20 protein-coding genes are annotated in these 19,804 nt (G+C 74.4%); 11 read left to right on the top strand and 9 right to left on the bottom strand.

Features of this window, described 5'->3' with window-relative positions; all coding sequences use genetic code 11:
- Positions 1-103: 103 nt before the first annotated feature.
- From CNX65_RS21715 to CNX65_RS21705, 3 genes are all read left to right on the top strand, one after another.
- On the top strand, positions 104-373 hold the full coding sequence (locus CNX65_RS21715) for a hypothetical protein (RefSeq protein WP_096495415.1): 270 nt from the start codon (positions 104-106) through the stop codon (positions 371-373).
- 55 nt (positions 374-428) lie between these two features.
- Positions 429-950, top strand: coding sequence for an Lrp/AsnC family transcriptional regulator (locus tag CNX65_RS21710; RefSeq protein ID WP_232519944.1), 522 nt, complete (start codon positions 429-431; stop codon positions 948-950).
- A gap of 131 nt (positions 951-1,081) precedes the next feature.
- Positions 1,082-2,116, top strand: a complete 1,035-nt coding sequence (locus CNX65_RS21705) for a Glu/Leu/Phe/Val dehydrogenase dimerization domain-containing protein (protein WP_096495414.1) — start codon at positions 1,082-1,084, stop codon at positions 2,114-2,116.
- Between the two features lie 68 nt (positions 2,117-2,184).
- On the opposite strand, the gene CNX65_RS21700 is transcribed toward CNX65_RS21705, so the two are convergent.
- Together CNX65_RS21700 and CNX65_RS21695 are read right to left on the bottom strand one after the other, a co-directional pair.
- On the bottom strand, positions 2,185-3,978 hold the full coding sequence (locus tag CNX65_RS21700) for an FAD-binding dehydrogenase (RefSeq protein WP_096495413.1): 1,794 nt from the start codon (positions 3,976-3,978) through the stop codon (positions 2,185-2,187).
- A 178-nt stretch (positions 3,979-4,156) separates the two neighbouring features.
- Complete coding sequence (locus CNX65_RS21695; RefSeq protein ID WP_096497915.1) at positions 4,157-4,591, bottom strand: response regulator; 435 nt, start codon at positions 4,589-4,591, stop codon at positions 4,157-4,159.
- A gap of 267 nt (positions 4,592-4,858) precedes the next feature.
- Here CNX65_RS21695 and CNX65_RS38375 point away from each other — a divergent pair, with 267 nt between their 5' ends.
- Entirely contained in the window at positions 4,859-6,133 is a 1,275-nt protein-coding gene (locus CNX65_RS38375; protein ID WP_373565499.1) for a chitosanase, read from the top strand.
- A gap of 73 nt (positions 6,134-6,206) precedes the next feature.
- Here CNX65_RS38375 and CNX65_RS21685 read toward each other — a convergent pair whose 3' ends face one another.
- A complete protein-coding gene (locus CNX65_RS21685; RefSeq protein ID WP_096495411.1) occupies positions 6,207-7,490 on the bottom strand; it encodes an alpha/beta hydrolase in 1,284 nt (427 codons plus the stop codon).
- A gap of 71 nt (positions 7,491-7,561) precedes the next feature.
- Positions 7,562-8,416 (bottom strand): helix-turn-helix domain-containing protein, encoded by an 855-nt coding sequence (locus CNX65_RS21680; RefSeq protein WP_177154299.1) that lies wholly within the window; start codon positions 8,414-8,416, stop codon positions 7,562-7,564.
- Positions 8,417-8,541: 125 nt separating this feature from the next.
- Between CNX65_RS21680 and CNX65_RS21675 the strand changes: the two genes are divergently transcribed.
- The 4 genes from CNX65_RS21675 (at position 8,542) to CNX65_RS21660 (ending at position 11,212) form a co-directional block, all read left to right on the top strand.
- Positions 8,542-9,057 carry an SRPBCC family protein gene (locus CNX65_RS21675; RefSeq protein ID WP_096495409.1) on the top strand — a complete coding sequence of 172 codons (516 nt, stop codon included), beginning with the start codon at positions 8,542-8,544 and terminating at the stop codon, positions 9,055-9,057.
- A 386-nt stretch (positions 9,058-9,443) separates the two neighbouring features.
- Positions 9,444-9,953, top strand: coding sequence for a hypothetical protein (locus tag CNX65_RS21670; RefSeq protein WP_157767773.1), 510 nt, complete (start codon positions 9,444-9,446; stop codon positions 9,951-9,953).
- Positions 9,954-10,115: 162 nt separating this feature from the next.
- Positions 10,116-10,520, top strand: a complete 405-nt coding sequence (locus CNX65_RS21665; RefSeq protein ID WP_096495407.1) for a hypothetical protein — start codon at positions 10,116-10,118, stop codon at positions 10,518-10,520.
- Positions 10,521-10,801: 281 nt separating this feature from the next.
- Positions 10,802-11,212, top strand: a complete 411-nt coding sequence (locus CNX65_RS21660; protein ID WP_157767772.1) for an SSI family serine proteinase inhibitor — start codon at positions 10,802-10,804, stop codon at positions 11,210-11,212.
- A gap of 48 nt (positions 11,213-11,260) precedes the next feature.
- On the opposite strand, the gene CNX65_RS21655 is transcribed toward CNX65_RS21660, so the two are convergent.
- From CNX65_RS21655 to CNX65_RS21635, 5 genes are all read right to left on the bottom strand, one after another.
- Entirely contained in the window at positions 11,261-12,574 is a 1,314-nt protein-coding gene (locus CNX65_RS21655; RefSeq protein WP_177154298.1) for an SdrD B-like domain-containing protein, read from the bottom strand.
- 175 nt (positions 12,575-12,749) lie between these two features.
- Positions 12,750-14,363: a dipeptide ABC transporter ATP-binding protein gene (locus tag CNX65_RS21650; RefSeq protein WP_096495404.1), complete on the bottom strand. Its 1,614-nt coding sequence runs from the start codon at positions 14,361-14,363 to the stop codon at positions 12,750-12,752.
- A complete protein-coding gene (locus CNX65_RS21645; RefSeq protein ID WP_096495403.1) occupies positions 14,342-15,184 on the bottom strand; it encodes an ABC transporter permease in 843 nt (280 codons plus the stop codon). Before CNX65_RS21645 ends, CNX65_RS21650 begins: the two co-directional genes overlap by 22 nt.
- A complete protein-coding gene (locus CNX65_RS21640; RefSeq protein WP_096495402.1) occupies positions 15,181-16,158 on the bottom strand; it encodes an ABC transporter permease in 978 nt (325 codons plus the stop codon). The genes CNX65_RS21645 and CNX65_RS21640 overlap by 4 nt, the downstream gene beginning before the upstream one ends.
- Positions 16,155-17,819: an ABC transporter substrate-binding protein gene (locus tag CNX65_RS21635; protein WP_096495401.1), complete on the bottom strand. Its 1,665-nt coding sequence runs from the start codon at positions 17,817-17,819 to the stop codon at positions 16,155-16,157. The genes CNX65_RS21640 and CNX65_RS21635 overlap by 4 nt, the downstream gene beginning before the upstream one ends.
- Before the next feature lie 174 nt (positions 17,820-17,993).
- Between CNX65_RS21635 and CNX65_RS36315 the strand changes: the two genes are divergently transcribed.
- The 3 genes from CNX65_RS36315 (at position 17,994) to CNX65_RS21620 (ending at position 19,685) form a co-directional block, all read left to right on the top strand.
- The gene (locus CNX65_RS36315) at positions 17,994-18,305 is read left to right on the top strand and encodes a hypothetical protein (RefSeq protein ID WP_198320526.1); all 312 of its coding nucleotides are present in this window, start codon (positions 17,994-17,996) and stop codon (positions 18,303-18,305) included.
- A 475-nt stretch (positions 18,306-18,780) separates the two neighbouring features.
- Positions 18,781-19,134, top strand: a complete 354-nt coding sequence (locus tag CNX65_RS37250) for a molybdopterin-dependent oxidoreductase (RefSeq protein ID WP_096495399.1) — start codon at positions 18,781-18,783, stop codon at positions 19,132-19,134.
- A 260-nt stretch (positions 19,135-19,394) separates the two neighbouring features.
- Positions 19,395-19,685 (top strand): hypothetical protein, encoded by a 291-nt coding sequence (locus CNX65_RS21620; RefSeq protein ID WP_096495398.1) that lies wholly within the window; start codon positions 19,395-19,397, stop codon positions 19,683-19,685.
- The last annotated feature ends 119 nt before the right edge of the window (positions 19,686-19,804 follow it).

The raw sequence follows: 19,804 nt of genomic DNA, 5'->3' as shown, positions 1-19,804 counted from the left end.
CCACCCCGGTGGGGCGGCCGTTCTCCGCGCCCGCCGCGCGCCGCGCCCGCCCGCGCCGCTAGGTTGATCACTGTCCGCCCGGTGCCCGCAGGGGAGTGGGAACGTGGAACTGCCGCGCAGCCGCCCGGCGAAGGACCGGCCAGGGGCCGCAGCCTGGTTCGGCCCGCTCGCGCTGGGACTGGCCCTGATCAGCTGGCTGTTCCCCCTCGGCGCCCTGTGGACCGCGGGCGTCGCGCTCGCGCTGGCCGTGCTGTCCATGGCCACCGACCGCGCCTACCGACTGGACTGGACCGCCGTCGCGGGCTGCTCCCTCGGCGTCGCGCAGTTCGCCTTCACCGCCCTGCTGCTGGTCGTGGAGCTGTCCCCCGCCTGACCACGCGCACCCCCGGTCACCGCCCCCGACGCCGGTGCGCGAGGATCGGCCGCCAGTGCGGTGGCTGGTCGTGGCCCGTGGCGGCCTCGGCGGGAACGGGGTGAGCGTGGACGAGCGGGACAGGTCGATCATCCGGGAGCTGCAGGCCGACGCGCGGCTGACCAACCGGCAGCTCGCCGCGCGGATCGGGCTCGCGCCGTCGAGCACGCTGGTGCGCACCAGGGCGCTGGAGCAGAGCGGCACGATCGCCGGCTACCACGCCGAGGTCGACCTGACCCGGATCGGGCGAGGCGTGCAGGCCCTGATCGCGTTCCAGGTCCGGCCGCTCAGCCGCGAGGTGATCCGCGCGTTCGAGGCGTTCGCCCTCCAGCAGCCCGAGGTGCTCTCGGTGTTCGTGCTCGGCGGCGGCGACGACTTCCTGGTGCACGTCGCGGTGGCCTCCGTGGAGGACATGCACGCGCTGATGATGGACCGGTTCAGCAAGCGCAAGGAGGTCGTCGGCTTCCGCACCTCCATCGTCTACGACCACACCCGGCGCTGGGAGGTCGAGCCGAACGGCGAGGCCGGAACCCGCTGACCCCGCCGAACGGAGTTCGGCCACCGGGCGCTGGACCGGCCGCTGCCGAACATCGTTCGGCTCGCGCGTCGTGTCGCCGACCTTCCTGCTTGCCTCTCGGCGTTGGACCGAACCGACGAGAGGTGGACCCGATGGACGGAACCGGCAGCGCCGCGCCCGAGCGGCTGGTGGTCGAGCGCGGTCGCCGCAGCGGCCAGGTGATCGCGATCAGCGTCGACTCCACCCGGCTCGGCCCCGCGCTGGGCGGCTGCCGCGTCAGGGCGTACCCGACCTGGCGGGACGGGGTCGTCGACGCCGTGCGGCTGTCGGCGGCGATGACGGAGAAGGCCGCGCTCGCCGGACTGCGGCACGGCGGCGGCAAGACCGTCGTGGCGCTGGAACCGGGGTTCGCCGGGCCGCGCGCCGACCTGCTCGCCGACGTGGGCGACCTGGTGGAGGGCTTCGGCGGCGACTACGTGACCGGCCCGGACGTCGGGACCGGACCCGCCGACATGGTCGGCATCGGGCGGCGCACCCGGCACGTGCTGTGCAGGCCCGAGGCGGAGGGCGGCAGCGGCGACTCGTCCGTGCCCACCGCGCTCGGGGTCGGCGCGGCGCTCGACGCGGTGCGCGCGCACCTGTGGCCGGGGCGGGACCTGTCCGCGCTGAGCTTCGCGGTGCACGGGCTCGGGCACGTGGGCGCGCTCGTGGCCCGGCGCCTCGCGGCGGCCGGGGCCCGGCTCGTGGTGTCCGATGTGGACACCTCGCGCCGCGCGCTGGCCGAATCCCTCGGCGCCGCCTGGGTCTCCCCGGAGGAGGCGCTGGTCGCGGACGTGGACGTGCTGGTCCCGTGCGCGGTCGGCGGCGTCCTCACCGCCGGGATCGTCGGGGACCTGCGCTGCGCGGCCGTCGTCGGGGCCGCCAACAACCAGCTCGACCACGACGCGACCGCCGACCTGCTGCACGCGCGCGGCGTGCTGTGGGCGCCGGACCCGGTGGTCAGCGGGGGCGGGGTCATCGCGTCGGTGGCCCGCGAGCGCGAGGGCGCGTCGGCGCGGGAGGCCGAGGAGCGGGTGCGCGGCATCGGGGCCCGCCTCGGGCGGATCCTCGACGCGGCAACGGCTTCCGGCACGACCCCGCTGCACGAGACCCGGCGGGTGGTGCGGGAGCTGCTCGCCGCCGCGTGACGCCGGGACCGGCCGCCGAACGCGCTCGGGACCGGTCCGGGGTGCGCGCCCCGGACCGGCCCCGAGCCTCAGGCGGTCTCCGCCGCGGCGGCCCGACCGGCCTGCCGCCCGGAGAACAGGCACCCGCCCAGGAAGGTGCCCTCCAGCGCGCGGTACCCGTGCACCCCGCCGCCGCCGAACCCGGCGACCTCGCCCGCCGCGTACAGCCCCCGCACCGGCTGCCCGTTCGCGCCGAGCACCCGCCCGGACAGGTCCGTCTGCAACCCGCCCAGCGTCTTGCGCGTGAGGACGTTCATCCGGATCGCGATGAGCGGCCCGGCCGCCGGGTCCAGGATCTTGTGCAGCGGCGCGGTCCTGGCCAGGCTGTCGCCCACGTACGCCAGCGAGTTCCGGATGCCCATCACCTGGTTGTCCTTGGTGAACGGGTTGTCCACCTGCCGGTCCCGCACCTCGATCTGCGCCCGCAGGTCCTCCAGCCGCACCCGGTTCGACCCGGTCAGCCGGTTCATCCCGGCCACCAGGTCCGGCAGCGAGCTCGCGACGACGAAGTCCGCGCCCCGGTCCATGAACGCCTTGACCGGCGGGGGCGTGCTGTTGAGCAGCCTGCTCGCCAGGTACCCGAGCAGGTCCTTGCGGGTCAGCTCCGGGTTCTGCTCCGACCCGGACAGCACGAACTCCTTGTCGATGATCCGCTTGTTCAGCACGAACCACGAGTGGTCGTGCCCGGAGCGCGCGATCAGCTCCAGCGTGCCGAGCGTGTCGTAGCTGGGCACCCCCGGCAGCGGGAACCGGCGGCCGTTGCCGTCCAGCCACAGCGACGACGGCGCGGCCAGCACCCGGATTCCGTGCCCCGGCCAGATGGGGGAGTGGTTGGCCAGACCCTCGGTGTAGTGCCACATCCGGTCCCGGTTGACCAGCCGCGCCCCGGCCGACTGGCTGATCGCCAGCATCCGCCCGTCCACGTGCGCGGGCACGCCGGTGACCATCCGCGCGGGCGGCGTCCCCAGCCGCGCGGGCCAGTTGGCGCGCACCAGGTCCAGGTTGCCGCCGATGCCGCCGGAGGTGACGACCACGACCGGCGCGCGCAGCTCGAAGTCCCCGACCTGCTTGCGGGAGCTGGGCGTCCCGCGCGCGGCGCCGCTCGCCTCCAGCACGGCCCCGCGCACGCCGGTGACCGCGCCGTTCGTGGTGACCAGCGCGTCCACCCGGTGCCGGAACCGGAACGACACCCGCCCGCGCTCCGCGTGCTGGCGCACCAGCTTCTCGAACGGCTCCATCACGCCGGGGCCGGTGCCGAGGGTGATGTGGAAGCGCGGCACCGAGTTGCCCGGCCCGTCCGCGAGCTGCCCGCCGCGCTCGGCCCAGCCGACGATCGGCACCCACGACACGCCCAGCCCCGCCAGCCACGACCGCTTCTCCCCGGACGCGAACTCCAGGTACGCGTTCGCCCACTTGGCCGCCCAGTGGTCCTCGCCCAGCGGGTCGTTCACCCCCCGGTCGAACCCGGCGGTGTTGAACCAGTCCGCGCGGGCCAGGTCCAGCGAGTCCTTGATGCCCGCCAGGCGCTGCTCGGTCGAGTCGACGAAGAACAGCCCGCCCAGCGACCAGAACGCCTGGCCGCCCAGGCTCGCCTCCGGCTCCTGGTCCAGCAGCAGCACCTTCCGGCCCGCCGCCGCGAGCTCCGAGGTCGCCACGAGACCGGCGAGCCCGCCGCCGACGACGATCGCGTCGGCGTCCGCGCTCGCCGAGGGAGCGGCGGCGGCTTCCGCGAAACCCAGTGCTCCCAACGCTGATCCGGCGGCGGCCCCGCCACCGGCCGCCAGCAGTGCCCGCCTGGTCAAGCTGCTCGGGTCCGGACGCATCGTCGCAAGTCCTCCCTGGCGCTGGGTGCGCACCGGGGCGTCCGCCGAGGGGGCGGGCGGCCCGGTGGCCGATCACCACAGCGAACCAGCAGCGCTCCGACCGGTGATAGTGGCCGAGGTGCTAAAAGTGCCCGGAGGTGTTGTGCGCGCCCCGCAAAAGCCGCGCGGGCGAACCGGCTCAGCTGGGCAGGCGGGCCACCGAGCCGAAGAACTCGTCGATCCGGTGCACGACCTCGGTGAAGCTGTCCGCCGTCAGCGGCTTGCGCACGTAGGCGTTCGCGCGCAGCCGGTAGCTGGCCACCAGGTCCGCCTCGGCGGCGGACGAGGTGAACACCACCACCGGCAGCGACCGCAGACCGGGGTCGGCCTTGATCTGCTCCAGCACCTCGTGCCCGGACAGGCCCGGCAGGTTCAGGTCCAGCAGCACCAGGTTCGGCTTCGGGGCCCGGCTGTACCGACCGCTGCGCAGCAGGAACCCCAGCGCCTCACCGCCGTCGCGCACCACGTGCAGCTCCACCGGGCGGTCCGCCAGCGCCTCCGCCACCAGCAGCGCGTCGCCGGGGTCGTCCTCCACCAGCAGGACGTCGATCCGGGGCCGGGGCGCACCCTCCACGGACGCCCAGAACGCCGCCGTGAAGTCGTACAGTCTGCTCACCGCTCGACCGTACCGGCTGGGCGCGGCGCGCACGTGATGAACGGATCCCGGCCCCTCCGGCCACCGGGCGCCGCGCGATTCGCATGACAGGGGTTGCCCCCGGTCCGCCCTCGCGCGCAGACTCGGCCGGGCAAACTGCCCACACGCACCAGCGCGCCCGGAAACCACCCTGAGCACCACCCGCCTACCCCTGCGGCGGTCCTGAAGCACCCCGGTGCGCGCGAGGTGCCCCTGCACAGAGTGGAACCCGTTGTGAGCAGAGTGAAACCCAGGCTCGCCGCAGGCGCGGGCCTGTCGGCCGCGGCCGTCGTCGGCGCCGCCTTCCTCGTCGTCCAGCCCGCCACCGCCGACGGCTTCACCGGCCCGGTGGTCGGTCTCGGCGGCAAGTGCCTGGACGTGGCCGGGGCGAGCAGCGCCAACGGCACGGCCGTGCAGCTCCACACCTGCAACGGCACGAGCGCCCAGTCCTGGACCGTGGACACCGGCGCCAAGACGATCAAGGCGCTGGGCAAGTGCCTCGACGTGGTCGACGACGGCAGGCACGACGGCGCGCTCCTGCAGATCTGGGACTGCGCCAACGTCCCCGAGCAGCGGTGGACCGTCGACCAGACCGGCCGCATCGTCGGCCAGGGCAGCGGCAAGTGCGTCGACGTGCCCGCGGGCAACACCGCCGACGGCACCCGCCTGCAGGTCTGGACCTGCGACGCGTGGAGCCCGTACCAGCGGTGGACCACGCCCGGCGGCGGCGGCACGAACCCGACCACGACCACCACCTCCCAGGTCCCCGGCCGCTCGGACCTGGCCACCCCGGCGAAGAAGGACATCGCCATGCGGCTGGTGTCCAGCGCCGAGAACTCCTCGCTGGACTGGCGCGCCCAGTTCGCCTACATCGAGGACATCGGCGACGGTCGCGGCTACACGGCGGGCATCATCGGCTTCTGCTCCGGCACCGGCGACATGCTGGAGCTGGTCGAGCACTACACCTCGGTGAAGCCGAACAACGCCCTCGCCGGCTACCTCCCGGCGCTGCGCCGGGTCAACGGCACGCCGTCCCACGAGGGCCTCGACCCCGGCTTCCAGCAGGCGTGGCGCACCGCCGCGCAGGACCCGGTGTTCCAGCAGGCGCAGGAGAGCGAGCGGGACCGGGTGTACTTCAACCCGTCCGTCAACCAGGCCAAGTCCGACGGCCTGCGCGCGCTCGGCCAGTTCGCCTACTACGACGCGATCGTCATGCACGGCGGCGGCAACGACCAGGCCAGCTTCGGCACGATCCGCCGCAAGGCCATGGCCCGCGCCAAGACCCCGGCGCAGGGCGGCGACGAGACGGCGTACCTGCACGCGTTCCTGGACGAGCGGGTCGCGGCGATGAAGCTGGAGGAGGCGCACGAGGACACCTCGCGCGTGGACACCGCGCAGCGGGTGTTCCTCAACAACGGCAACCTCGACCTGAACACGCCGCTGGCGTGGAAGGTCTACGGCGACCCGTTCCGGATCGACTAGCCCGGACCGCGTCGACCAGCCCGGACCACCGAGGCGCCCGGTCCCCGTCCGCGGGGCCGGGCGCCTCGGCGCGTCACCGCCCCGGATCGGTGCTCACGGTGATCGGCGTCAGGTGCGCCAGCGGGGACGACGTGCCGTCCACGACCCGGTCGAACCGGCGGTCGCCCTTGAGGTGCTTGGCGAAGAACGCCGACAGGTAGGTGACCGCGACCTGGCGCTGCTCCGGCTCGGTCAGCTGCCGGACCGGCCGCTCGTCCGCGACCTGCGCGCACTGGCCCGGTCCCGGCCGGGTGCTCGGGCCGCCTGCCCAGGCCTCGGCCGCGTCGTCGGTGGCCATCACCTGCCCGCTCGACGGCGACCACTCGGTGTTGTACGCGTTGTGGTTCGCCCCCCGCACCTCCCACAGCGCGATCTGCGCGCTGTTGTGCCCGCGCGCGTTGGCGAAGTGCTGCGGACCGCCGGTCGCGTAGTCGCAGGACCCGGCCAGCGCGCCGAACGGGATGTCGGTGACCCGGTAGTCCAGGTTCTCCGGCGCGTCCTCGTCCGGCGCGTAGTAGGTCACCGACGCCAGCGGCACCACCGCGCGGATCGCCACGCCCTCCGGCATCCGGTCCCGGTTCGCCCGCGCCGCCTGCCACATCACGGCCCGCCCGCCGCGCGAGTGCCCGACCACGCCCACCGAGCCCAGGTCGACGTGACCGGTGAAGCCCAAGCGCCCCAACGGTTCCGCGAGCGGCCCGGTGCCGTCCTCGGCCAGCCGCCGCCACATCCGCAGGTGCTCGTAGCCCACCTCGGCGCGCGCCAGGTCCGCGATCTGCCCCAGCTCCCCGGCGTTCACCCCGCTCACGCCGATCGACACCACCACGAACCCGCGCTCCGCCAGCGCCCGCCCGAGGTAGTCGTAGCCCCGGTGGTTGGGCAGCGCGGGGGTGCCCGCCGCGCACGGCCACCGGCTCAGCGCCACCGACGCGTCCTGCAACCGCCCCTCCAGCCGCTCGACCTCCGCCGGGTCGGTCACCGGGTCCGGGCCGTAGAGCGCGGTGTAGGAGGACTTCCAGGCCGCCTCGGCGTCCCGGTCCGCGCAGCTGTGCCAGAGGCCGTGCTGGATCAGCACCAGCGGCAGCTTCCCGCGCCTGGCGAGGTCGGCGGGGTAGTGCACCCGGCCGACCAGTTCCAGGTCGGCCAGCCGCGCGGGCTCGCCCTCCACGGGCGAGGCGTGGAAGCCGGGCACGTGGAACGCGGCGTCGCCGAGGTCGTAGTCGGCGGTGCGCACCGTGACCGGGTGCGCCAGCGCGGTGGCGGGGGTGAGGGTGACCGCGAGCAGCGCGGCGGCCACCAGCAGTGATCGCTTGACCATGGGTGGGAGTTCTACCGGTCGGTTGTGCGGAACCGGTGAGCGTCGTGCGATGAGCTCGCGCTCCACCGGGGTCAGCCCTCCAGGACGGCCTGCGCCAGCAGGGTCAGCGCCGCCTGCGACGGTGAACCGGGCTCCGCCGTCACCAGCGTCAGCGCCTGCTCCGGCGCGTCCGCGGGCCGCAGAGCCTGCTGCCGCACGGACATCGCGCCCACCAGCGGGTGCCGCATCTCGTGCTCGTCGCTCCCGCAGGCCTTCACCCGGTGCCCCGCCCACAGCGCCGCGAACTCCGCGCTGCCGGTCACCAGCTCGCCGACCAGCGCGCTGAGCAGCCGGTCGTCCGGGTGCCTGCCCGCCGTCGCGCGCAGGTTCCCCACCACCGCCCTGGCCTTGGCCTCCCACCTCGGGTACAGCTCGCGGGTGTGCGCGTCCAGGAACACCAGGCGCGCCATGTTCGGCCGCTCCGCCGGGCGGTCCACCGAGTCGCGGTCCAGGTGCCCGGCGAACAGGGCGTGCCCCAGCGGGTTCCACGCCAGCACGTCCGTGCGCCTGCCCAGCAGCACGGCGGGCACGGCGCCCAGCGCGGCGAGCAGCTCGGTCGCGGACGCGCTCACCCGCTCCACCGGCGGTCGCTTCACCGCGCCCCTGCGGCGGGGCCTGGCGAGCGCGCGCAGGTGCTCGTGCTCGTCCCGGTCCAGCCGCAGCGCGCGGGCGATGCCGTCGACCACCTCGGTCGAGGCGTTCACCGACAGCCCCTGTTCGAGGCGCACGTAGTAGGACGCGCTCACCCCGGCGAGCCCGGCGACCTCCTCCCGCCGCAACCCCGGCACCCGGCGGCGCTCGCCGTAGGTGTCGAGCCCGACGTCGGCGGGGCGCAACCGCGCCCGGCACGCCTGGAGGTACTCCGCGAGCTGACCCGGTCCGTCCACGGGACCAGTGTGCGCCACGGCGGGGCGCGCCAGCCTGCCGGCGCGAGTGGTAGGAAGCGCGCGGGCTGGCCGGGGCGCGGCGACCCGAACCAGCCTGGGGGCGACGACCCGACCCGAGGAGGACCATGACCACCACCCGAGTCCGCGCCGACGACGACCCGACCGGGGAGCTCGACCTCGCCGACTTCGCCTTCACCCGCGCCGCCTGGCTGCCCGCGCCCGTCGAGCGGGTGTACGCGCTGGTCAGCGACGTCTCGCTGATCGACCGCTGGAGCCCGACCGCGTCCGGCGTGCGCTACGACGACGGCGCGGGCCCCGAACCCGGCGCGTGGTTCGGCGGCCACAACCGGCGCGGCGAGCGCGAGTGGGCCAGCCGCTCCCAGGTGCTCGCCGCCTCGCCGCCGGAGGAGTTCTCGTTCGTCGTGGGCGGGGTGGCGGAGGGGGCGGTGCGCTGGCGCTGGACGTTCCGCGCCGACGGCGGCGGCACGATCGCGCGGCAGGAGTGGCGGCTGCTGCGCCCCCACCCCGCGTTCGGCCCGACCCGCCGCGACGTGGCCGCCCTGCGCGCCACCATGGCCGCCAGCGCGGAGACGACGCTGCTGGCTCTGGCCCGGTGGTTGCACGAGCACCCGGAGGGGTGAGCTGGGGCGGGGTGGGTGGCGCCGCGGGGGCGCCGCCCACCCCGCTGGTTCGTTGTTCACGCTGCCCGTTCGCCGCTCACGTCGCTCGCTTGCTGTTCATGCCGCTGGTTCGCCGTTCGCCCCGCAGGTTCGCTGCCCACGCCGCAGGCTCGCCGTTCGCCCCTCGCTCGCCGCTCATTCCGCTGGGCCGCTGGGCCGCCGCCTCGCCGGTTCGTCGCACCCCGGCAGGCGGGCCGTCCCCGCCCCTTCGTCGCCCGGAGCCCTTTCGCCCGTTTTGGCTACACTCGACGTGGTCGGTGCCGTTCGTCGGGGAGAGGTCGTCCGTGGGCCACGCGCGCGCAGAACGCGGTCGCACCGCGACGCCGCGCGCCCGCGAGGTGGCGCCGATGTCGCTCGTCGCCCCGTTCGCCGCGTCCGTCGTCGCGGTCGGCGACCCGCTGCCCGACGTGCACCTGTCGGTCATGTCCGCCGCGCTCGTCCTGCAGTCCGCGCTGTGGCACGGCGCGCTGGGCCGGGTCCGCTCGACGTGGCTGTTCGTCCAGCTCGCCGTGATCCTCGGCGGGTTCGCGGGCACGCACGTCGCGTCGACCAACCACGCGCCCGCGATGGTCGCCGACCCGCTGCCGTGGACCGTGCCGATGCTCGACCTCGTGGCCGCCGTCGGGGTGGTCGCGCTGCTCGCCTCCTTCGAGGACTCGCTGGTCACCGGCGGTCTTCGGGCCTGGCGCGCGCTCGCCGACCGGCTGCGGACCTGGCTGGCCGTCCTCGTCCGGGCGGTGCGCTGCCGCGTCGCCGCGGTGGTGGTGCGCCTCGGCGCGCCCGAGGCCCGCGACGTGGTCCGCGAGGTGCTGCTGCGCTCGTGCGCCGCCCGCCGGGGCCCTCCGCTGCCCGCGTAGCGCCCGAGCCCGACCGGGAGTCCCCCGGTGATCCCCCAGAACTTCCGCACGGCGTCCCCGTGCGGTTCGAACCCGACGCCCGCGCGGCCCGGTCACGCCCTCGCCGAGGGCGCTGCCGCGGTGCACGCGCGCAGGCGTCGACCCCAGAGAGGAAGACCCGACGTGGGCATCTTCGACATGTTCAACGAGCAGGCGTCCGAGTTCACCCAGGGCGTGTTCGGCCAGGCGAACGAGGCCGTGGGCGGCGTCGCCGACCAGGCGGGCCAGTTCACCGAGCAGGCGGGGCAGTTCGGCGAGCAGGCCACCCAGTGGGGCGGCGAGCAGGTCGGCCAGTTCGGCGAGCAGGCCGGGCAGTTCACCGAGCAGGCGGGCCAGTTCGGCGACCAGGCCGCCCAGTGGGGCGAGGCCGCGACCGGCCAGGCGGGCGAGTACGCCTCCGGTTACGCCGCCGACGCCACCGCGCAGGCCGGCGAGTACGCGCAGAACGGCCAGGAGGCGTGGGGCGCGGCCCAGGACGTCGCCTCCGACCCGGCGGGCACGGCCATCAACAAGATCTTCGGCTGGTGACCGGAGCCTGACCCCGGCGGCCCGGCCGCGACGCGCCCCCGCGCCGCGACCGGGCCCGCCACCAGCGGTTTCGTGACCTCGTCTCGTGTTCCACCGCGCTCCCGGCCGCTCACCCGGCCGGGGGCACGGACACGCTCACCGGGGTCACCGCATCGGGTATTCGCACCCGCACGGGTGGAAGCGGGTTCCGCCGGCGTGCCCGGCGCTGAGGGGGACGGGGATGCTTCAGACATCCGCTCAACCAGCCCGTCCACCCCAGGACCAGGCACGGGAGGCCCCTCGTGTTCCCCAGATCGACCAGCGCCGCTGTGCTCGGCGCCCTCGTGCTCGCCATGACCGCGGTCCCCCAGGCCACCGCCGCGCCGGGCACCGCGAGACCGCGCAGCAGCGGCGAGTTCACCCTGACCCTGTCCGGCGCGGACCAGACCTGGTCCCGCGCGATCCGGCTGCGCTGCCCGGCCGACGAGACGAACTCCTACCACCCGATGGGCGCGTCCGCGTGCGCCGACCTCGACTCGGTCCGGGGCGACATGAACAAGCTCAAGCGCGTCAGCGAGCTGTGCAGGCCGACGTACGGGCGGCTGGTCGCGACGATCACCGGGCTGTACGACGAGACCTACGTCGAGTGGAGCAAGGCGTTCCGCGACGAGTGCGTGCTGCACAAGACCACGCGCTCGATCTTCGACTTCTGACCGGCCGCACCGGGCCCGAGAGCCTCCGGTCCCCGCCGCACCACCCGATCAGGCGCCCTCGCGCCGCCGGGACAGCGCGTGCGCGCCGACCCCCAGCAGGAGCAGCCCGAACCCGCCCGCGACCAGCGCCCCCACCGACCGCCCCGTCCAGGCCAGCCCGTCGCCGTCGGCCATCGCCGGGGGGACCGGCGGGGGAGCCGCAGTGGTCGTCGGCGCGGGTGTGGTCGTCGTTCTCGTCACCGCCGGGGCGAGCGCCGTGACCGTCGTCGTGGCGGTGTCGTTGGCCGCGTTGTCGTCCACGTTCCCGTTGTACCGGCGCACCCGCGCGCTCGGGCTCACCGGTCCGGCCCGCTCCGCCGTCGCGGTGATCCGCACCGGCGGGAGCGCCGCGCCCGCCGCCACCGGCTCCTGCGTCCCGCACACCACGTCCCGCCCGACCACCGGGCACGTCCACCCGCCCGCCACCGGACCGATCACCAGCCCCTCGGGCACCGTCACGGTCACCTGCGCGCCCGGCACCGGCACGCTCCCCGCGTTGCCCACCACCGCGGTCAGCACCACCTGGTCACCGACCACCGGCTCCGACCGGTCGACGGTCAGCGCGACGGCCAGGTCCTCGACCCGCTGGAACAGCCCGGCGTCCACGGTCAGGTCCTGGGTGATCCCGCTGTCCACGATCTCCACCACCATCGGCTCGCTCAACCCGGTGACCGGGTCGAACACCGAGTCCACGCCGCGCGTGCCCGCGTTCGGCCTCGTGAACACCTTGTACGAGGGCGGCACCACCCGGACCCGGTACGTCCCCTCCTCGACGCCGACGAAGTAGTACTCGCCCGCCGAGTTCGTGGCCTGCTCCTGCACCACCGCGCCCTGCTCGGCCAGCAGCCGCACGGTGATCCCCGCGATCCCCGGCTCGCCGCTGCCCTGGACGCCGTCGCGGTTGAGGTCGTCCCACACGAAGTTCCCGAACGCGCCCTTGGTCATCGCGAAGTCCACCACCTGGCCGGTGGTCCCCGAGATGGTGAACGGGACCGAGGTCGGTGACGACGCGCCATAACCGGGCGCCAGCACGGCCCGCACGATGTAATCCCCAGGGGTGAGGCCGGTGAACGAGTAGGTGCCGTCGGCACCGGTGGTCGTCGACCCGACCGACGCCCCGTCCGACCTGACCAGCGACACCGCCACCCCGGCCAGCCGCACCGGTTCGAGCGGGCTGGTCGACCCGTCGCTGATCAACCCGTCGCTGTTGGTGTCGAAGAACGCGGCGCCGCCCACGCTGCCCGCCTGGGCGAGGGCGACCGGCCCGGCCGGGAGCAGCACGGCGAGGGCGACGAGCACGGCGAGGAGGACCCTGGCGAACACCCTGGCCACGCTCCGCCCCCGTACCCGCCCGCGCGCGCCGGGAACCCCGAGTGAACCGGACCAGGTGACACCCTGAAGCGTCACCCGGCCCCGCCCGGCTCACCCGGCCCCGCCCGGCTCACCCGGCCCCGCCCGGCTCACCCGGCCCCGCCCGGCTCACCCAGCCCCGCCCGGCTCACCCCGCTCCCGCAGGGATCGACTCCACCAGCGCCCGCGTGTACTCGTGCCCCGGCGCCCCCAGCACCGCCTCCACCGGCCCGTCCTCCACCACCCGCCCCCGGTGCAGCACCGACACCGTGTGCGCCAGCTGCCGCACCAGCGCCAGGTCGTGCGACACGAACACGTACGTCAGCCCCAGCTCCGCCTGGAGCTCCAGCAGCACCTCCACGATCCCCGCCTGCACGCTCACGTCCAGCGCCGACGTCGGCTCGTCCAGCACCACCACGTCCGGCCGCAGCACCAGCGACCTGGCCAGCGCCACCCGCTGCCGCTGCCCGCCCGACAGGGCGCCCGGCCTGCGGGTGCGCAGCCCCTCGTCCAACCCGACCGCCCGCAGCGCCTCCAGCACCCGCCGCTCCCGCTCGCGCCGCGTCCCGACCTTGAACCGCCCCAGCGACTCGCCCACCAGCCGCTGCACGGTCCACGTCGGGTCCAGCGAGGTGAACGGGTTCTGGTACACCAGTTGCAGGTGCCGCCGCAGCGCCCGCAGCGACGCGTGCGAGCGCCCCGACACCTCCTCGCCCGCCACCCGGATCGAGCCCTCCTCCGGCTCCTCCAACCCCAGCAGCAGCCGGATCGTGGTCGTCTTGCCCGACCCGGACTCGCCCACCAGCGCGTGCGTGGTCCCGGCCGGGACGGTGAACGACACGCCGTCCACCGCGCGCAGCGAGCCGAACGACTTCACCACCCCGGACACCTCGATCCTCGGCGGCCCGGCCGACGCGGCGGCCTTCGCGCGCGCGTCCGCGTGCCGGTCCGGGTTCAGCGCGGGCACGTCCGCGCGCAACCGCCGCGTGTACTCCTGCGACGGCGAGGCGAACACCTCCGCAGTCGGACCGGACTCGCGCACCCGCCCGTCCTTGAGCACCACCAGCGAGTCCGCCCGCTCGGCCGCCACCGCCAGGTCGTGGGTGATCAGCAGCAGCCCGATGTCCAGCTCCCGCCCGAGCCGCCCGAGCAGGTCCAGCACGCGCTTCTGGATCGTCACGTCCAGCGCCGACGTCGGCTCGTCCGCCACGACCAGCGCGGGCCGGGGCAGCACGGTCAGCCCGATCAGCACCCGCTGGAGCATCCCGCCGGACAGCTGGTGAGGGTAGGAGTCGAACACCCGGCGCGGCTCGTCCAGACCGACCTGCGCGAACACCTCCAGCACCGCCGCGCGCCGGTCCACGTCCCCGTCCAGCAGGGCCGCAGCCTCCAGCGCCTGCGCGCCGATCGTGCGCACCGGGTTGAGCGAGCTGGCCGGGTCCTGCGGCACGAACCCGATCCGCCTGCCGCGCAGCGGTCGGAAATCCCGCTCCGGCAACGACAGCACGTCCCGGCCCTCGAACTCGACCCGCCCGGTGGCCCGCCCGGAACCCAGCCGCAGCACCGCGCGGGCGATCGTCGACTTGCCCGAGCCGGACTCGCCGATCAGCGCGAGCGAGCGCCCGCGCGCCAGGTCGAAGTCCACATCGGACACCACCTGATCGCCTCCGTACGACACGGAGAGCCCTTCGACCCGGAGCAGTCGCCCGGTCCCCCGGTGGGACTCGGGGCGGTCCAGGGTCAGTCTGTCCTGCGGAGCCATCGGCTGATCCTGTTCACGGAGAGGACGGTCGTGATGATCACCAGCGCGGGCGCGGTGACCAGCCACGGGGCCAGCGGGAAGTCCTTGCCGACCGAGACCAGCAGGCCCCAGTCGGACGCGGGCGGCGGGTCGCCGTAGCCCAGGAACGCCAGACCCGCGATCACCAGCACGGACAGCCCGAACTGGAGCACCGCCAGGGTCAGCACCGAGCGCGACGCGTTGGGCAGCACGTGCCGCAGCAGCACGTGCCTGCGCGACCCGCCCTGCAAGTACGAGGACTCGATGAACACCGCCCGCCGGGTCTTGATCACCTCGGCGCGCATCACCCTGGCGAACACCCCGACCGCCGACACCCCGGTCGCGATCGCCGCGTTCACGGTCTGGAAGCCGAGCGCGCTGACCACGACCACCGCCAGCAGGAACGACGGGATCGCCAGCAGCACGTCGACCAGCCTGGCCAGCACCGCGTCCACCCAGCCGCCGAGGAACCCGGCCACCAGCCCCACCAGGCCACCGGCCAGCACGCCGATGCCGACCGCGATCAGCGCGCTGGACACCGACGACGCCGTGCCGTGCACGACGCGGGTGAACAGGTCGCGCCCGAGGTGGTCGGTGCCGAACCAGTGCGCCCAGCCCGGCGGCAGGAACTTGTCGGCGGGCACCCCGTCCACCGGGCTCGCCGAGGTGAACACCCCCGGCAGCACCGACCAGGCCAGCACCAGCGCCACCACCGCGAACGACAGCAGCACCGTCACCGGAAGCCGGGAAGCCTTGCGGCGCAACGCCTTCGGCCGGGTGGCCGTGACCGCGGAGACGCTCACGCCGCCACCCCCGCCCGCTCCCGCGCCGCCGCCACGCCGCTCCGCACCCGCGGGTCCAGCAGCGGGTAGACCAGGTCGGCCGCCAGGTTCACCACCACGAACACCACCGCCGCCAGCGCCACGACCGCTTGCAGCACCGGCAGGTCCTGCGTCGTCACCGACCGCTCCACCAGCGACCCGACCCCCGTCCGCCCGAAGATCTTCTCCGTGATCACCGCGCCGCCCAGCAGCTCCCCGACGGTCAGCGCGACCACCGTCACCACCGGCAGCGCCGACGGTTTGAGCAGGTGCCGGAACAACAACCCGGTGCGCCCCAGGCCCCGCGAGCGCGCCACCGACGCGTACTCCTGACCTGCCTCGTGGTCCAGGTTCGCGATCAGCACCTCCGCCACCTGCGCCGACACCGGGATGCCCAGCGCGATCGCGGCGAACAGCGTCGCCAGCGGGCCCTCCGAGTCGATCACCCGGAACAGGCCGAGCTGGAACGCGAAGACGTTGATCAGCAGCAGCCCGATCACGAAGTTCGGCACCGACAGGAACAGCGACGGGAACGCCCGCAGCACGCCCTGCCCCCGGTTCGGCGGCAGGTAGCGGACCCCGGCCGCCACCGCGAACGCCAGCACCAGGGCCACCGCCAGCGCCGACAGCGCCAGCACGACCGTCGACCACAGCACCTCGCCGACCAGGTCCGCCACCGGGAGGCCCGAGCGCAGCGAGACCCCGAAGTCCCCGACCAGGAACCGGGTCAGCGACTCCCACAGCTGCTCGTGCACCGGCCGGTCCAGCCCGTAGTAGGCGACGATCGCGGCGATCTCCTCTTCCGTGAAGCCGTTCTGCGGGTCGCGCAGGGTGGAGGTGACCGGGTCGCCGGGCAGCACGCTGATCACGACGAACGTGAACGCGTAGGCCAGCAGCACCACCACGGCCGCCTGCGCGACGCGCCCCGCCGCGTACCTGCCGTAACCGCCGCTCACTCGCCGAGCCAAGCGGTGTAGTAGTTCGCGTACGCGACCCCGTTGTAGGTGACGCCCTGCAGCTTCGGGTTCTGCACGTAGAGCCGCTGCACGATCTGGGTCAGCGGCACGTAGTAGCCCTGCCGGAGCACGTGCCCCTGCAGCTCGTCGAGCAGCGGCGCGCGCTCCTCGGCGCTGGACGACCCGGCGACCGCCGCACTCAGCCGCACCAGCTCCGGGTCGGACTGCCCGAGCCCGAACCAGTTCTCGCCCCGGTTGGCGTCGGTCAGCACGCCCGCGACCGTGCCCGCGTCGATGATGCTGCGGGTGACCTCGTAGGCGGCCACGCTCGGGCTGTTGAACTTGACCCGCTCGCCGTAGGTCACCACGTCGAACGCCTGGATGTTCACCGTGAAGCCCAGCTCGCGCAGCTGCTGGGCGACCAGCTCGTCCACCGACTTCGAGGTGGCCAGGTACGGGTTCGGGTGCAGCGTCAGCTCAAGGGCCTTGCCGTCCTTGGACCGCAGCCCGTCCGCGCCCCTCGCCCATCCCGCCTCGTCGAGCAGCCTCGCGGACTTGGCCGCGTCGAACGCGAAGTCCGCGCTGCGGTCGGTCGCGCCGGGCACGTTGGACTGGAAGAACGACTTCGCGGGCAGCCAGTCCTCGGTGTAGACCGTCGAGATGATCTCCTGCCGGTCGATGCCGTGCTGGAGCGCCTGCCGGACCCTCGGGTCGTCGTACGGCGCGACCTTCGTGTTGATCGCGAAGCCGCTCACGAACCCCAGGTAGCGCGGCGCGGCGGTGGTGAAGCCCTGCGCCTTGAACGAGGCCAGCTCCTGCGGCGACGGGTTGTAGGCCACGTCCGCCTGGTTCGACCGCACGGCGGCGGTGCGCAGCGACGGCTCGGCCACGATCTTGTACGTGATCGTGTCCAGGCGCGCCGGACCGCTGTGGGACAAGGCTTCCGGCGCCCAGTCGTAGTCGGGGCGCTTCTTGAGCACGACGCTGTCGCCCTGCTTCCACGACTGCACGGTGAACGGCCCGCTGCCGATGTCGTTGGACAGGTCGGCCTGCTCCTCCGCGGGAAGCGCCAGCGTCTTCGGCGAGATCAGGATCGACCCGTGGTAGCCCAGGGTCGGGATGAAGCCCAGCGCGGGCGCGGAGAAGAACACCTTCACCGTGGTCGGGTCCACCGCCTCGGAACGCTGGTAGGTCTTCGGGAACAGGCCGATCGGGTTGATCCCCTTGTCCGGCACGCCCTTCGACCAGGTGTCCAGGTTCGCCACCACGGCGCTCGCGTCCACCGGCGTGCCGTCGGAGAACGTGACGCCCTCGCGCAGCCGGAGCGTGAACTCGGTCGCGGTCCCGTTCTGCTCCCACTCGCGGGCGACCCACGGGCTGGTCTTCCCGTTCTCGTCCACGTAGACGAGCTTGTCGGTGACGTGCCCCCAGATGTGGCCCTGGAAGCTGGAGATGGCGCTGTTGTTGGGGATCCAGGTGTCGCCGAGCGAGTCGATCAGGAACGTCAGGTCCCCGCCCTGCCTCGGCTCACCCGAACCGCCCTGCCGCGCCGCGACGCCGGAACCGCAGGCGGCCAGGGTGGCGGCGGTCACGAGGCCCGCGACGAGTCGCAGCGCGCGGCGGGGGGATCGGCGGCGGGGGGACGGACGGGACGTGGTCACGGCGGTGCTCCTCTAGTGGTCGTGCGGTGGGTGCTCGGGCACGGCACGAACGTAGGAGCGGGTCGCGAGCACGGTCCAAGATGAAAAGGGGATGGGTACCCATCGAGGATGCCGATGGGCGGTAACCGCTGGTCACGGGCGTGCGTCGGTACTGTCGGCGGGGTGGTGGGGGCGGTGTCCAACGGGTGGGAGCGGTTGATGGGGCAGAGCCGGGAGACCAGCGCGCACCGGGGTTCCCACCTGGTCGAGCTCGTGGGGGACGGGCTGGTCGCGCGCCCGCACCCCGACGACCCGGACGCCTCGCCCGCGATCGGCAACGTCGACGCCTACCGGCACCGCTCGCGGGTCACCCGGCCCGCCGTGCGGCGGCGCCTGGCTGGAGAACGGGCCCGGACCGGACGAGCGACGTGGCGCCCCCGGCGACGAGCACGGGCCCAGCGCGGTGTTCGGCGGCTCCTACGGGTGGGGAGAAGGCGATTCGCCTGACGGGAGAAGGGCCAACCGACTGAGCGGCACCGGGACGTCGAGGTGCTGGTGGCCCATGGTCTCGCACTGCTGCGCAGCGCGGGACTGCGCCGCTCCAACACCCAGGTGGTGCCCGGCGGGCACCTCGGCTCCGACCTCGCCCGCGCCGCCGCCCGGACCACGGCGGTGGTGAGCCTGTCGGCGTGGCGCGACGACGCGGGGGACGAGCCGGCCGCCGAGCGGGTCGGCGTCGTGCCCGGCACGGACACCGCCGTCGTCCTGGCGCTGATCCACGTGCTGGTGGTGGAAGGCCTGGCGGACGACGGGTTCCTGGCCCGCTGCGCGGTCGCGGCCGACGTGGTGCGCGCGCACGTGCTCGGGCGGGACGACGGGACGGCCAAGACCTGGGAGTGGGCTGAGCGGATCAACCGGGTGCCCGCGCCGGTCATCCGGGACCTGGCTCGGCGGATGGCACGCGGGCGGAGGGCAGATCGGGTTGCCCGGCGGCGGGTTCGCGCACGGGTTCGGCTCGATGGGCGACTACGGCGTCGGCGTCACGGGACCGCCGCTGCCGACCTTCCCGCAGGGGAGCAACCCGGTGCCGGACTTCAGCCCGTGCGCCAGGATCAGCGACCTGCTGCTCAACCACGCCGACGTGGTGCTCCCGGCGGCGAGCAGCCTGGAGCGCGACGACCTCGCGGTGGGCGCGGGGGACCGGCGGCTGCGGGCGGTGCGGCGGGTGCTGGAACCGGTCGAGCAGGCCCGCGAGGAGTTCTGGATCCACGCGCGGCTCGCGGAGCGGCTCGGCGCGGGTGAGGCGTTCACCGAGGGGCTCGACTCGCGCGGGTGACGTCGCGCTCGTGCGCAGTCCGCGGGGCAGCCTGCCCGCCGGGGTCGCGCTGGACGACGGGCTGCTGCCCGTGCCCACCTCCACGCTCACCCTGGCCACCGGCGGGGCGCACGTGCTGGTCGCGATCACCCGGCACGACGGTGAGCCGCCCCCCGGTGCGGGCGCACGAACCCCCGCCGTCGCTCGGGTGACGGTCGCTCGGGTGACCGACGCCCGGTGGGGTGGCTTTGCTACCGTGGGTCGACCGGAGAGGGGGCCACGTGAGCGACGCCGAACGCGCCTCCGAGAAGACCCCTCGGCGGTCCGCGAGCTGGGGGAGCCTGTCGCTGGCGCTGACCGCGCTGACCCTGGCCGCCCTGGTCCTGCTCTACCCGCTGGCCCCCGTTCCCGCGCTCGCCGCGCTGGTCAGCGGGGTGCTCGGGATGCGGGTCAAGGGCGAGCCGAAGGTGCGGCACCTCGTGGCGTGCGTGGTGGGCGGGTTCGTGCTGCTGCTCTTCGCGGCGGCGCTGGTCGAGCTGCTGCCCGTGACGACGACCGTGACGGTGCGCTGAAGCCCGGCGGCTTCCCGTGAAAGGCATGACGGTCAACGGCATCGGCGCGAGCCCGCTGGCCTCACCGCCGAGGAGCTCAGGGAGAAGCCGGCCTCGGGCGAGAGCCTGACCGGCGTGGC

Origin of the sequence: Actinosynnema pretiosum, from assembly GCF_002354875.1 — a bacterium.
In the GTDB taxonomy this organism is placed as follows: Bacteria; Actinomycetota; Actinomycetes; order Mycobacteriales; family Pseudonocardiaceae; genus Actinosynnema; species Actinosynnema auranticum.
Note: the sequence above shows the minus strand (reverse complement) of the source record. Positions and strands in the feature narration are given on the sequence as shown.

Excerpts from the sequence above, each read along its gene's own strand:
- CNX65_RS21705 (WP_096495414.1), top strand. The coding sequence starts at position 1,082 with ATGGACGGAACCGGCAGCGCCGCGCCCGAGCGGCTGGTGGTCGAGCGC.
- CNX65_RS21685 (WP_096495411.1), bottom strand. The coding sequence starts at position 7,490 with ATGGTCAAGCGATCACTGCTGGTGGCCGCCGCGCTGCTCGCGGTCACC.
- CNX65_RS21650 (WP_096495404.1), bottom strand. The coding sequence starts at position 14,363 with ATGGCTCCGCAGGACAGACTGACCCTGGACCGCCCCGAGTCCCACCGG.
- CNX65_RS21700 (WP_096495413.1), bottom strand. The coding sequence starts at position 3,978 with ATGCGTCCGGACCCGAGCAGCTTGACCAGGCGGGCACTGCTGGCGGCC.
- CNX65_RS21675 (WP_096495409.1), top strand. The coding sequence starts at position 8,542 with ATGACCACCACCCGAGTCCGCGCCGACGACGACCCGACCGGGGAGCTC.
- CNX65_RS21670 (WP_157767773.1), top strand. The coding sequence starts at position 9,444 with ATGTCGCTCGTCGCCCCGTTCGCCGCGTCCGTCGTCGCGGTCGGCGAC.